The following is a 13,756-nucleotide window of genomic DNA, read 5'->3' on the forward strand; positions in this document are numbered from 1 at the left end:
TGGGAGCGCGTCGGAGAGTTTTACGTGATGCGCTGATTCACTCAATCCGCAGGCGGAAATATTTCGCGCCCGCGCCAAGGGGAATCCGTGCGATATAGTCAGTGCCGTCCACAACCATGTTTGGTTGCGGTGACAGATCCTCCCAATCGGGAATGTTCAGTTGACTTGCGGTTTGCACGATAGGATTTCCATTTTCCATCCGCCAGGTGAGTTCGATTTCATTAGTAGATAAGTTCACCTCCAGCTTGGGTCCGCCCACCGTTCCCAGCACGTCAATTTCCCACACCAGCGGTGACGCCACCGGCACCGACAAGCCATCATCAAAACCGGTAAAGAAATTCTCGCCGCCAAAAGGATCACGCATTTGTCCCTGGGTGTTGTCCACCGCATAAAAATTAAACTCGATGTCCGTCACGCCACGCGCCAGCGAACCTTCGGAATCAGTCAGTTGCGAGAGCACGACGCGCCAGACGTTAAACGAGTTATTGTTTACCGTCCCGGAATCATGGGATTGAACATAAATAAAATCGCCGAAAGTCTGCCCGTAATCCGAGGAGAAACGCACCGTGTAGGTATGAAAAACTCGCCCGTCACGACCTTCGTTTCCAGTGAACACGCGGACTTCGTCAATGTCGGCTGGAGCAGGCAAGGTGTAGAGCAGCAACTTGGCGGGCAGACCATCGCCCGGATAATCGGCCAGCAATCCCGTCAACCCCGTATAACGCATTCCTTCCCCATCGGTAAATGCCGCCAATTGGTCCAACGGATCCGTATTCGCTGGATGCCACCCCTTATCCCCCGGCAGCACTGTGGGTATCAATCCTTGAATCAAATCCGTCGTGGAAAAAGCGGCGGCCAGATCGGTTTCCTCACCTTGAGTAACAATGAGGTTGATTTCAGCTTGAGCGGTGAATAAACCAGCAACACAAGCGGTAACGAAAGATATTGAAAGCAATTTCATAGGTGGTGGCGTAACTGAAGGATTCGTATCAGAATCGGTCGGAAAACGCAAGGTTTTTCGCTGTTGTTTCACTTCCTCTGGAGTTTGCCACGCTTCACCGGTTGGGCGAAAGCCACGCTGTTGGAAGGTCAACGCCAAGCCGAATCCCCGAGGCTAGAGCGTTTTCTGTATTCCTCTAACCGCCGATCTGACGCAGCGGGCCTCCCAACTTCAAGCCAAACGTTGGCATCAAATTGACGACCGTCATTGGCTCGGAACGAGCACCCGCGCGGCAGCGTCTTGGACTGCGGCAGCCCGCTGCCGCTTTGGAATCATCGACGGACGACAGGAAAGCGGCAGAAGACTGCCGCAGTCCAAAACCTCGCGGACATAAGCACGATTTCCCCGTTCGGACTCAGCCTTCATTGGGTTGCGCTCATTTGGTTCGACGGCTACAACTTTGATTAAACCGCTTTAGCCCGCCCGGACGGATGCTTCACTTGAATTGCACCAAAGCCGTCAGGGGCGCGCTAGCCGACGGAAAGGAGATTGTGCCCGAGGTGGCATCGTAATTGGAGTGCGGTTGGCCGTTCAACGTGACGCTGGCGATGGCGCGTCCTTCCGGATGACGCAGACGCAGAACGATTTGTTTTGCCTGGCCTCGGAGGGGCGGATGGATTTCCAGTGAAACCTCGCGCGCTTGATTTCGCGAAACGACCCGGAAGCTCACCGGACCAAACCGGGTCGGGGCATTTTGGACGGCAAGCGTTTTATCGTTCGCCAACCAGGCGCTCGGGATCAACGGTGCGAGCCACAAATCGTGACCGCGCTCCTCCACCAGCATCAGGCGGGTTTGGTGCAGAAAATAACCGGTCTCGTGCGTTTTGTCCCACGCGCCGCTGTGCCGGAAATGCTCCCAGAGCGTCAGCACTTCCGTGTTGAGCAACGACGCGAGGCTGTTGAAGTAGGTGCGCAGGAACGGCTTCACCTCGTCGCGCAGCGCATAAACTTCCGCGTTGCGACAGTAGTAAGGCTGCACTTTTGCAAAGCCACCAAGGTTGAACCAATCCCGCGCGTTCTCCGCCGCCGGATAATCGAACCAGCCCTCGCCCAAAAACTGCACATCCTCCAGGTGGTTCAGGAGGCGGGTGACTTCGGGATCATGCGGCGCAAACACTCCGGTGGGTATAAGTTGATGCGCACCGAGTTCGACGTCGTAAGCCCAGCTTCGTCCTACGTCATCACCGGGGAAAAAGTCCGCAAGCTGGCCGGGACTGTGAACCTGCGAGGGGTAAAGCGGAATCCACGTGCCGTCGCGCAACGGCAACGCGGGCGACTGCGCTTGCGTCCAGTCATAGGCGCGCCGGATGTTCTGCTGCAACCCGACCGCTCCTTGCGCGTAGGCCCCGGCCCGCGGATCGCCGATGTTTTCCAGTGCCTGCCCCAGTTCGCGCAACGCCGCGTAGTAATAACCGTTGAGCATGAAATGGCAGGCGAACGAATTCCAATCCGCCATTACCGCCGGCGGCATCAAACCGAACTCGGGCAGCGGCGCTCCGTCCGCATTGAAGCGTTTGGTTTTTTCCAGTTGCCGCAAAATCCAATCGCCCGCGCGGCGCAATTCCGCCGCGTTCTGGCGCAGCCACGCCTGATCACGGGTCAGTTGAAAGTGCTCGCCCAACGTCCACAGATGCCACGCCGTGCCGAAGGTGGTGTAGCCGGTGGTGAGAAAGCCGTTCGTATTGTAGCGATGAATAAAGAAATCCAGTCCGCGCCGCGCAAATTCATGATGCCCCAGAAAATCCATGCCGCGAACCACCGAATGTGCTTCGCTTTCCAGCGGCCCATAACTCATCGCCGCAATCCACGGCGCGACGCGCGCCCCATCCGCTTCATTCCGCGCCGCGATGAGGCAACGCACCTGGGACGACCGGATGACGCGATTGAGCAATTCGTCCGGCGTATCAATTTGCGTGGCGGTCGCCAGCACCGCCTGCCAGTACCGTTCCACCGCGGTTCGCAAGTCCGCCGCATCGGCAAGTCGTAATGAATTCACCTTTGCATCGCCCAGATATACCACCGCCCGACGGCTGCCGTTGGCGGGCAACTCGAATGACCAGGCCAGTTTACCGGCTTCGTTCGTTGCGACGGTCGGATCGGTTTGATCCAATACCACCGCAACGTGAGTCGTCCCGAGCCGGGCCGACCAGCGGGTCGAATTCTCCGGTCGGAGCTCCGCTGGTGAGGCCGAAGCTCCAACGCCTCGGAAGGCCAGCGCGAGTTTCGCTGCGGTTGGTTGGGCGCGCAGATTTTCAATCGTGGTTTCGATCACACAAACCGAATCGCGATTCAGTCGCGCGGGATCGGCGCCATCGGCATCCGTAGGCGCAACGAACACCCGCTCCGTGTAGCGCACCCCGTCCCGTTCAATCATGATCACCGGAATCGGCAGCCAACCGCCATCCAACGTGCGACTGGTGCGTTCCGGCTGGCCGCTACCGCAAGTGAAATGCAGAAGCCCCGCCCCGCTAAACCAGTCGTTGTTTTGTGGCGGCGCGACCGGAAAGCGCACGTCACCATTGCGCTCGATCACGTATTTCGTGTTATCGCACGACAAGGACAACATCACCGGCCCTTCATCCTGCGCCGCGTGATGGGTCTTCGCCATCGCCTGCGCCAACGTCTGCTCCGGCAGCGCGCGCACTTCGTCGAGGATGGTTCTGCGCCCGCTGATGCGTCGCTTGTATTCGGCCAACGTCGGCGCGACGGCGGGATTTTCCGCGAGGCGCACATACAAACCGTGACTCGGCACGTAAACGCAGCCATTGGTCATCAAAGCTTCAATCGCGACGCCAATACCACCGTTTGGCAGTTGAAATTGCAGCCGGGTGGCATCGCCCTTGAGGAAGGACGGCAACGCATACTTCAATTGCAGCGCGAGCGGCTGATTCAGTTTCCAATCATTCCAATCCGTCGCGCGCGCGGACGGTTGGTCGTCCGTCGCCAGCAATTCGCCGCTGAACACCCGCACCCGACCGAGCGCGCCAGCGGGCGCATTTTCAACCTCGGCCACCACCTTCACCGGTTCCCAACGTGATCGCGTGAACGCTTTGAGGTTGCGAAGAGTGAGGGACTTTTCCCGCGTCGGCAGCAGCCAGCGGATTTTGCGTGTTTGCAGCAGACCACCCGTGGGGGATCGAGCCGCCAGCCGCACGACGATTTCATCGTTCTCGATGGAAGTCTCGCCGGCAAGCGGCCACCAGTTGCCCTGCCATGCGGATTCGCCAAACCAACCCTGCACGCGCACCGCCTCGGGCGGCGGCAAATGAGCGCGATTCGCTAGCCGCAGCCGCACTTCGCGCAGAGTGCGTTTGCCGAACCACTTCAAACCAACGCACACAACGCCGCTTGCATCCGGAGCGAGAGTATAACTGCCGTCGGCATTGGGCTTGAGTTCCGTTTCGAGCCAAAGGTCCTCGGCCCGGAATTCCTGCAACCGATCCGCGGTCGCACCGTTGGTGCGTTGCGCGTCGGATCCGACCACCTGCGCGAACGGAGCGAGGTCCACCGAATCCAACACCATCGGCGGCCGCGCTTTGCCCGAACGGGTGAGTCGCGCGTTGGCCCAATTGGCCATGTCGCAGGAAATACCGTCACCGGCATCGGTTACTTCGAGCGCCAGTTCCTGCGCGCCCGCCACGGAGACGTTGATCGGTTTCGGCGCGTCGCCATTGCGCAACGTACCGCTGTCAAAGAGGATTTTACCGTCCGCCCGCACGCGAAAAATCACGCTGCCGCCGTTGCAGGGTTGCAAACCCACCTCCGCTTCAAAGCGCGCGAACTCCCCGCCCAGCAGCACCAGGACCTGACCATTGGCATGGTGTCCCAGCCCGTTCGTGTACGTTTGCGAGCCGATGCGTAACGGGTCGCCGGTCTTATGCGCTTCATGCGCCGCGACATCCAGACCGAGCTGCCCCCAGGCTTGCTCATGCGCCAAAAGCAATTCGGGATGCGCGGAAAGATATTCCACCGAACCCGCCTCCTGTCCGCTCACGTTGTCCGCCAAAACCAGAAGCAACGTCAGCGATAGCGCCCCCGCCATTGCGCCCCGCGGAAGCAGTCGGTGACGCGGTGCGCCGCCGGCGACCATCGTGCCGGGCCATTTGGAAAGTGAATCGGGGTGCTGACTGGAATGGTTGTTCATGGACTGTAAAGGCTTCTGCTGGGGACCGAATTTATGTTTGTTTTGCCAACCATAATCCGCTGGCTTCATCCGGGTTGTTTTCAATTCCGTCGTGAGGCAACGCGAGCGTCGGGTTCGGCTTACCGTTGATTGCGATCGCGCTGGCAGCAGGTCAGATAGATGATGGGCAGAATTCCGACCGTGTTGAAGACGGCAATGCAGATGAACCAGGCCAACTGGCGATGACGCGCGCTTTTCCACATGCCGACGCACTTCCAAACGCCTTCCCAGATTGCGAGCAGGATGATGACGGGGAGGAACAGCGCGAGCCAGAGCGGCAGGTGATGCGAGTCAGCGGTTATCATAGCGACAGAGTGAGCGAACGGTTAACGGCGTCAAGAATGAATCCAAACGGGTGGCGTATTTCGCGGTAGTGATCGTGCAACGGCAACTGGGGAGCATACGCGTCTCGCGTGTGCTGGCGAGCGTCTCGCCCGACAGAAATCGCACCGACTTAGCCGGAACGATGCAGTTGGTCCTGGTGGAACGGCCAACTTGGCTGTTCTGGGTGGCAACCTGCCGCCCAGCCGAGTACACGGAGATCGCACGCCATCGAGTTCGTACTTTTTGCGTTCGACTGCCGGGCTGGTAGCCCGACAGAACGGGCCAGTGGCCCGTTCCACCTGAACTCCAATCACGACCATGCAATTCTGTCTGGGGAGCATACGCGTTCTCGCGTGTGCTGTCGGACGTCCCGCCCGACAGGAACCGCACCAGCTTAATCTAATCCAAATCATCCGGTGTTCGACGCGGGACGCGTCGAACCTGCACCCGAGACGGGTGCGCTCCCCAACCCATGACCTCGTTTTCTTGAAGTTCGTAGCCACCGGTAGCATTTGGTCACAACGAAAGTTCAGCTTGTGGTCAGAAGGTACGAATCGTTTGCGTCTGCCTGCAAATCCCGTCAAGTGTACTTCATAACACAAATGCAGCGCACCAGAGCGGTGCGGCAGCCCGCCCACATTTCAGTCAAAACCGGTTCAACGGCTCATGCTTGTTCGATATGAGTTGTCAAAACCAAGAACTGCCCTCTTCACGAGAGATTCCTTCTCACCGTTTGTGCGGGATAGCTGATTCAATGTTGGGAGGAGATCACCGCAAACGCGAGAACCGCCAAACCCATGAGTGGAACAATCACGGAGAGGAACAGCATCACCTTCAATCGTTGTCTGAGATTCCACAATTCTCGGTCGGCCCTCAGGATGGGGAGAGAAGTCCTCCGAAAGAAAAAGAGGAACTTCTCGGGATGCCGAAAGTTGGAGAACGCAAATGGGATCAGCCTTTGAGCCTCTTGTGGGTGTTTGGCACAGAAGGCTCGATACAACCTGGCACTCTGCACCACGGCAGCACCCCAGACGCTGATTACTGCCGCCATGATAGCGATTGGATACCAAATACTCATTTCCAACCGGAATCAGTATCCCAACCCCACGTCCAGTTACCCAAAACGTGGAAGTTGTGCGTGCTCCAGTTGCCATTCCCGCCGTTGTAGCCATGCCAACTAACGGATGAACCGCGAACCACCCGAAATACGCGAAAGGAAATGGCAACCGGGAAAGCCGCTGCTCTCGTCCCAGTTTTCGCGTGGTTGGCGTATTTCACGGTGATGATCATTGTTTGTTGTGCCCCGTTTTACGCACGCTGATGAATTCCGTCATGTGTGCTCCACAACGCAAATGCAGCATCCAAGACGATGCGGCAAGCCACGAAAACGACAGCTCCAGCACGCCAAACCCACAACCTCGTCCGCTTGTGACTATTCATGCCTTTGTGGAATTTGAAGGAAGCGGCTAGCTTCAATCAATAATCCAGCTTTCATCATTACAGAACCGCTGACTAAAAAATACCTGTCCGCAGCAGGAACTGTGATTTTAGCAACTTCGGATTGCAGTGAATCGTTCCTCACTGTGCTTTTTTCATGCTGAGAAAAGGCTTTCTCGTCATCATCCAACTTTTTAAGTGTGGCTTCGCGCAACCTGGCTGGAAATGAACCCAAGCTGTCCAACTCTTCCGATATTTTCTCGAGGCGGTCTGCCAAAACTCCCACTTTGGCCACAAAGTTGGTAGCATTGGTATTGTCCAAATGAAGCACGGCATCCCCAAAGGCATGCTGAATAGAAATGATTTCCTTTGCAATCGCCTCTTGCCTTCTAATTCCCTCATGCGTCCACGATCCATTCGGTTCGCCATCCAGCAGACAAACGCCTTGTCGCGTGTTGCACGATGTCATAAAGAGTAGAGCCATCAGTGCAAATCCTCGTATTGAGCGGTTAACCGTGTTCATGATGATCACTGGGCAACTCGGCAGAAATTGATCAGGTTATTGCACGGCCCCGCCCCGGAGACCTCAAGGTAGCTCGGCGGCGTGCGTTGATTGTATTGGTTCAATCGCTTCATGCGTGAGTGACTGTTGGCCATTCCATCTCAAAACAATAAACGATGCAACCTCATTCCGCAGTGTCCAAGATGTGCGGCAGGCATTGCCGTGATGCCGCACGCAGAGAGGCGGTGGTCCGCGTTACCGCGCCCAATGGACGCGCGGAATCAGCCAGAAGTCGCCAACGAAGGGCGCTTATTTTTACACTCGTCAACGGCGGCGTTTCCCAGTAGAGCTTGAGCGCGATGATCAAACCCGTTCAATCCGCAAAATCCATGATTGCCGCGACGACGAACTCCTTCCGCCCAACGCGATCTCCCGGCACCAGCTCCATCGTCAAACTGGCGGGCGCCGTCTTCCTCGGCCTGGGATTCCTGGCGTCAGCCGCTGCTGACCCCATCCTCGTCCGTTCACTGGCGCAATTGGAAAAGTCGCCACCGGCGGCGCCCGACGCGTTTGATTTCGTCGTCACCGGCGATACCCATTCCAACCGCCAACTGGTGTATCAGACCGACCTGTTCAAGCAGATGATTCAGGAGTGGAACACGCTTCAACCTGCGTTTGCGATTGAGGTGGGCGACCTGGTGATCGGCGGTTCGGCGGAGAACATCCCGCCGCAGTGGGATTTGTTTGAAAAGACGGTGGCCGAATGTCGCGTGCCGTATTTCTCCGCGCCCGGCAATCACGATATCAACGACCGGCAGTCCGAGATCTTGTGGGAGCAACGCATGGGGCCAACTTATTACGGGTTCACCTACGGCAACACGCGCTTCCTCGTGGTGGACAGCGAGGAAGTGGACGCGCTGGATCACATTTCCGAAAAGCAATTCGCCTGGCTCAAACAGGAGATTGAAACCAGTACGGCCACCAACATTCTCCTCTTCATGCACCAGCCGTACTTCACCTCATACGAAGAACCGGGCCAAACGGACGCGGCGATGGCGGGCCGCTGGAAGCGCATGGCGGATTTATTTCGCGGGCATCCGGTGCGCGTGGTGTTCGCGGGTCACGAGCATGGCTATCGGGATTTCGGCGTGCGCGACGGCGTGCATTACGTCATCTGCGCGGGGGGCGCGCGCTTCGGCGACAGCGGCGTGGCGGAAGGTTTGTTCAACCATTACCTCTGGGTGCGCGTGCGCGGCGATAATGTGAGTTGGGCGGTGATCCGCCCCGGCAGTGTGCTGCCCGCCGACGTGTTCACGAACGATCGCGCCACGGAACTTTACGAAATCCGGCATCGTTTGGTGACGTGTGATGAGGTCGCCGTGCCGTTGGGGCAAGCCGTGGATCGCGACGTTACCGTGCGCGTCAAAAATCCATTCCCCAATGCGTTCAGTTCCGCGGTGACGTGGAACGCGCCCGGCGGCTGGCAAATCAGTCCCACCGCCAAGGATTATTCCGTTGCCGCCCACGGCACGACTGAACTCAAATTTCACGTCCGCGCTCCGACCGCGAATGACGCGCGTTTTCCGTTGCCGACCTTCACGACGCATTATGCGAACACCCGTTTCGGTCCGGCCATTGATGCGAACATTCCCCTGCCCTTTGTGCCGGTCGCCAAAGCCGTCCGCGCGCGCCAGCCGGTTCAACTGGACGGTCGGCTCGACGAATGGGCCGCCGCGCCCGCGATTCCGTTGACGTACCTTTCGGGGTTTGATCCGGGTCAACACGACCCGGCGGATCTCAGCGGCGAATGTCGCGCCCTGTGGGACGAGCAGAATCTTTATCTGGCTTTCGATATTACTGACAACGACCACTTCCAACCGTACGGTGGCGACATCGTGTGGCTGGCGGACGCCATCGAATTCGGGGTGGATCGTTGGGCGTGGGGCGTGTCGCTCACCCGGCACGGGCCGGAGGTGTTTTCGTACATTGGTGAAGGACTTTCGGCCGAAACCGTGAACACTGACGTGCAATTGGCAGTGCATCGCGATAGCGGCCGCACCGTTTATGAACTGGCGATACCCGCGCGATTGAATCGTCCGCTCATACTCGAGACCGGCGCAAATTTCCGATTCCGAGTGGAAGTGGCGGATCGCGATTTTAACGCGGAATCGCGCAAGCACGAACTGTCGTTGACTCCGGGCGGAGTGGGCGCCGGCGGCATCCGCGTGGTGCTGGTGGACACACCGTAAAAGCGCAACCCTGCAATTTTCCCCAGCACGCTTCACCTCCTCGGGCTTGCGTGAGGCGACCAATCCGGCTGCCACTCAAGTCATGCCGTAAACTATACGCATGACGATTTACGAATTGCGCAGGTCGTGAGGATGTGCGCGTGGGTTTGGGGAGCACACGCGTCTCGCGTGTGCTGGCGGATGCCGCGTCCGACAGAAACCGCACTAGCTTAACCGGAACGATGCAGTTGGCTCAGGTGGAACGGCCAACTTGGCCGTTCTGGGTGGCAACCTGCCGCCCAGTCGAGTACACGGAGATCGCACCCCAGCGGTTTCGCACTCTTGGCGTTCGACTGCCGGGCTGGTAGCCCGACCGAACGGGCCAGTGGCCCGTTCCACCCAAACCCCAATCGAATCACACCGGCTTAGCCTAATCCGAATCATTCGCGTTCGCCGCGAGGCGCGTCGAACTGCATCCGGGGCGGATGCGCTCCCCAAAATTGTTACAGCATCAAACCAGACTAAACTGCAATTCAGCGTGTAACCCGTCGGGCACAAGTCACAATCCCGAAATCGCAGCTGGGGAGCACACGCGCCTCGCGTGTGCTGGCGGACGCCGCGTCCGACAGAAAGGATAACAGCTCATACGTATCCCACGATTCGTCCACTGACTGAAATCCGTGTTCGCCGCGAGGCGCGTCGAACTGCATCCGAGGCGGATGCGCTCCCCGAATCCACTGCATCGTTCCGACTCAGGAAATGGCTCGGACGCGCCCGACCGCGCCGGCAATCTAAACAGCCAAGCCCCGCCAAGGGCAACATTACAAAACGACGATGGAAGATGAAGGATGGTAGATCGAAGATAAAGCGCGACAGAATATAGGAAGACGATTCACGATTTACGATTTATGAAGGTCGTGACGATGTGAGCGTGGGTTTGGGGGAGCGCGCCCGTCTCGGGTGCGGCGGTTGGTGTCCCGCCAACTGCTCCTGCCAAGAACAGCGTGATCAGACAAGCCCAAGCTCAGAAAGCCGCCCGCACAAGCACGACTGAATCCTATGCAAAGATGGCGTTGGAAAAAAGTTTTGTGGTTAAGTTCGACATCCCGCCGGATTTGACTTAACCACTACCGGACAAATAAAAACGACCGGAGTCATTTGAGCATGAAATCTTTTACTCGTCGCGAGTTCACCAAAACCATGGCGGTGGCCACCACCACCGCGGCGCTATCCTCATTCCGCGTGCTGGGGGCCAACGAACGCATCCGTCTCGGCTGCATCGGCCTCGGCAATCGAGGCGATCAAGTCTTGACCAGCTTTCTAAAACAGCCGGACGCCGAGATCGTCGCCATCGCCGACATTAACCAACCGTACCTTGATTTCGCGGCCAAGAAGATCGGCACGAATCCCAAGCGGTTCACGGATTACCGGCGCTTGCTGGAGTTAAAAGATTTGGACGCCGTGGTGATCGCCACACCGGATCATTGGCACGCGCTCCAGACCATTCACGCCTGCGAAGCGGGTAAGGACGTTTATGTGGAAAAACCGTTCTCGCTTTGCATCGCGGAAGGGCGCGCGATGGTTGCGGCCGTCCACCGTCACCAACGCGTTTGTCAGGTGGGCACGCAACGGCGCTCCTCCGCGCTCTACGGCGAGGTGGCCAACTTCATTCGCGGCGGTGGCATTGGCAAAGTGACCGTGGTGCGTTGCTTTCACATTCAAAACGAATGGCCGGTGGGCATTGGCAATCCCGCCGACAGCGAACCGCCCGTCGGTTTCGATTGGGAGGCCTGGCTCGGTCCTGCGCCGAAAGTGAAATACAACCGGAATCGCGGCCTGTATCGCTTCCGCTGGTTTCACGACTATTCGGGCGGCCAGGTCGCCAACATGGGCGTGCATTATCTCGATTGCATTCAGTGGGCCTTGGGGCACAACGCACCCCTGGCCGTCGCCGCGCTGGGCGGACGCATCGCCGGGATCAAGGACAATCGCGAAATTCCGGACACGCTCGAAGTGACCTGGCAATATCCCGGCGGCACGTTGGTCACCTTTTCGCAATGGAACGCCACCGCCGCTCCGGCCTCCATTAAAAATTGTGAGATCGAATATCGCGGCACGAAAGGCACGCTCTACCAGTTCAATCGCAGTTGGGAAGTGGTGCCGGATGCGCTGACGCCAAATGACTTTCCCTTGCGCACCCCGGTGGATCGTTCGGTGGAACGCGGCTGGCGCACGGGCGAGAAACTCGTCATTGAACCGCAACAAGGCAAGGGCGGCGGCGACACGACCCACGAACACGCGCGCAATTTTCTCGATTGCGTCAAGAGCCGCGCGCGGTGTAATGCCGACGCGGAGACTGGTCATCGCAGCACCACGACCACGTTGCTCGCCAACCTCGCGTTGAAAACCCAGTCGCTGCTGCAATGGGACGCGGTGGCGGAGCGGATCACCAATCATCCCGCCGCCAACCGCCGGTTGCGTTACCCCTACCGCGCGCCATACCAGTTTCCCACCTGACCGCCGCCGGACGGGAGCATTGCCGGGAAAATAAAATCCGGCAGCGATTTGCGTTGTCTTCCGGCGGCAGGCCGGGTTTATTCTCCGCGACGCTTTTCGAACCCACCAAATCACATTGACCATGAAACAGAAATCTTCGCCTCGTGCTGAATCCGCCCGCGCCACCAACCGGCGCGGCTTCCTGAAATCTTCCGCTGCCGCCACCGCCGTCTTCGCCATTGTGCCCGGTTACGTGTTGGGTTTGCGCGGCCAAACGCCGCCGAGCGGACGGCTGAATCTGGCCGGGGTGGGCATTGGCGGCATGGGCCGCAATAATCTCGCGCGGCTGGCCGGAGAAAATATCGTGGCGTTGTGCGACGTGGATTCCGGGCCGCGCGCGGAAAAAATATTCAGTTTGTATCCGAAAGCGAAACGCTACCGCGACTTCCGCGTAATGCTTGAGCGGCAACACGATATTGACGCGATCATCATCGCCACGCCGGACCACACGCACGCCCCCATCGGGATGGCGGCGATGCGCGCGGGCAAACACGTTTATATTCAAAAACCGCTCGCCCATTCACTCAATGAAGTGCGGGCGCTCACTGAAGCGGCGCGCCGCTATCGGGTGGCCACGCAAATGGGAAACCAAGGACATTCCAACGACGGCACCCGCCAAATCTGCGAATGGATTTGGAGCGGCGCCATCGGCAGCGTCCGGGAGGTTCACGCCTGGACCAACCGCCCCGTCTGGCCGCAAAGCATCGAAGTGGAACGCCCCCGGGAAACGCCGCCCGTCCCCGACACGCTGGATTGGGATTTGTGGATCGGACCGGCGCCGATGCGGCCTTATCATCCCGATTACGCGCCAAGCAAATGGCGGGCGTGGTGGGACTTTGGCACCGGCTCACTGGGCGATCTGGGTTGCCACATCATGGACCCGGTGTTTTGGGCGATGAAGCTGGGGCAGCCGACCAGCGTCGAGGGCAACATCTCCACCTATTGGGAAGGATTCTGGCAACGCACCGAACCGAAGAACGAAAACTATCCCCGCTCCACCATTGTGCGTTACCAATTTCCGGCCCGCGACGATCTGCCGCCGTTGCTCTTGACGTGGTGGGACGGTGGGTTGATGCCGCCGCGGCCGGAGGAACTGGCGGATGGGCAACGGATGGGAGACGCGGATGGCGGCGTGTTGTTCATTGGCGACCGGGGCAAATTGATGTGCGGTTGTTACGGCAAGGAGCCGCGTTTGTTACCGGCGCAACGCATGAAGGAATTTCAACCCCCACCGCCCACGCTGGAGCGCATCCCCGGCGGGCAGGATGGTCACGAACTGGATTGGGTGCGCGCCTGCAAAGGCGGTCCGCCCGCCGGCGCAAACTTCGATTATTCCGGGCCGCTGTCCGAGATGGTGTTGCTCGGCAATCTGGCGGTGCGTTATCCGGATCTGCGCCTGCTGTGGGACGGGCCGAATTTGAAAGTCACCAACGACGCGGAAGCGGATGCTTACGTGCGGCGCAAATACCGCGCAGGCTGGACGCTGTGAGGCATGGCGCCAATTGCAGTGATCCCGACTTTTCTCG

The 13,756-nt window shown here is 58.8% G+C and carries 7 protein-coding genes; 3 read left to right on the forward strand and 4 right to left on the reverse strand.

The features are described from left to right. Positions 1–37 precede the first annotated feature (37 nt). The 4 genes from M9920_01005 to M9920_01020 form a co-directional block, all read right to left on the reverse strand. Positions 38–961, reverse strand: coding sequence for a hypothetical protein (locus tag M9920_01005; protein MCO5050869.1), 924 nt, complete (start codon positions 959–961; stop codon positions 38–40). A 475-nt stretch (positions 962–1,436) separates the two neighbouring features. Then, complete coding sequence (locus tag M9920_01010) at positions 1,437–5,144, reverse strand: NPCBM/NEW2 domain-containing protein (GenBank protein MCO5050870.1); 3,708 nt, start codon at positions 5,142–5,144, stop codon at positions 1,437–1,439. A gap of 119 nt (positions 5,145–5,263) precedes the next feature. Next, a complete protein-coding gene (locus M9920_01015) occupies positions 5,264–5,488 on the reverse strand; it encodes a DUF5652 family protein (GenBank protein ID MCO5050871.1) in 225 nt (74 codons plus the stop codon). Between the two features lie 1,451 nt (positions 5,489–6,939). Next, the gene (locus M9920_01020) at positions 6,940–7,467 is read right to left on the reverse strand and encodes a hypothetical protein (GenBank protein MCO5050872.1); all 528 of its coding nucleotides are present in this window, start codon (positions 7,465–7,467) and stop codon (positions 6,940–6,942) included. Positions 7,468–7,835: 368 nt separating this feature from the next. On the opposite strand from M9920_01020, the gene M9920_01025 reads away from it, so the two are divergent. The 3 genes from M9920_01025 to M9920_01035 all read left to right on the forward strand — a co-directional run bounded on the left by M9920_01025 (position 7,836) and on the right by M9920_01035 (position 13,719). Beyond that, a complete protein-coding gene (locus M9920_01025) occupies positions 7,836–9,695 on the forward strand; it encodes a metallophosphoesterase (protein MCO5050873.1) in 1,860 nt (619 codons plus the stop codon). A 1,143-nt stretch (positions 9,696–10,838) separates the two neighbouring features. Next, the gene (locus tag M9920_01030; protein MCO5050874.1) at positions 10,839–12,191 is read left to right on the forward strand and encodes a Gfo/Idh/MocA family oxidoreductase; all 1,353 of its coding nucleotides are present in this window, start codon (positions 10,839–10,841) and stop codon (positions 12,189–12,191) included. 121 nt (positions 12,192–12,312) lie between these two features. Further along, the gene (locus M9920_01035) at positions 12,313–13,719 is read left to right on the forward strand and encodes a Gfo/Idh/MocA family oxidoreductase (protein ID MCO5050875.1); all 1,407 of its coding nucleotides are present in this window, start codon (positions 12,313–12,315) and stop codon (positions 13,717–13,719) included. Positions 13,720–13,756: the final 37 nt, after the last annotated feature.

The organism is Verrucomicrobiia bacterium, from assembly GCA_023953615.1.
Lineage (GTDB): Bacteria > Verrucomicrobiota > Verrucomicrobiia > Limisphaerales > JADLHS01 > JADLHS01.

Coding starts and splice junctions, on each gene's coding strand:
- M9920_01005 (MCO5050869.1), bottom strand. CDS start 961: ATGAAATTGCTTTCAATATCTTTCGTTACCGCTTGTGTTGCTGGTTTA.
- M9920_01010 (MCO5050870.1), bottom strand. CDS start 5,144: ATGAACAACCATTCCAGTCAGCACCCCGATTCACTTTCCAAATGGCCC.
- M9920_01015 (MCO5050871.1), bottom strand. CDS start 5,488: ATGATAACCGCTGACTCGCATCACCTGCCGCTCTGGCTCGCGCTGTTC.
- M9920_01020 (MCO5050872.1), bottom strand. CDS start 7,467: ATGAACACGGTTAACCGCTCAATACGAGGATTTGCACTGATGGCTCTA.
- M9920_01025 (MCO5050873.1), top strand. CDS start 7,836: ATGATTGCCGCGACGACGAACTCCTTCCGCCCAACGCGATCTCCCGGC.
- M9920_01030 (MCO5050874.1), top strand. CDS start 10,839: ATGAAATCTTTTACTCGTCGCGAGTTCACCAAAACCATGGCGGTGGCC.
- M9920_01035 (MCO5050875.1), top strand. CDS start 12,313: ATGAAACAGAAATCTTCGCCTCGTGCTGAATCCGCCCGCGCCACCAAC.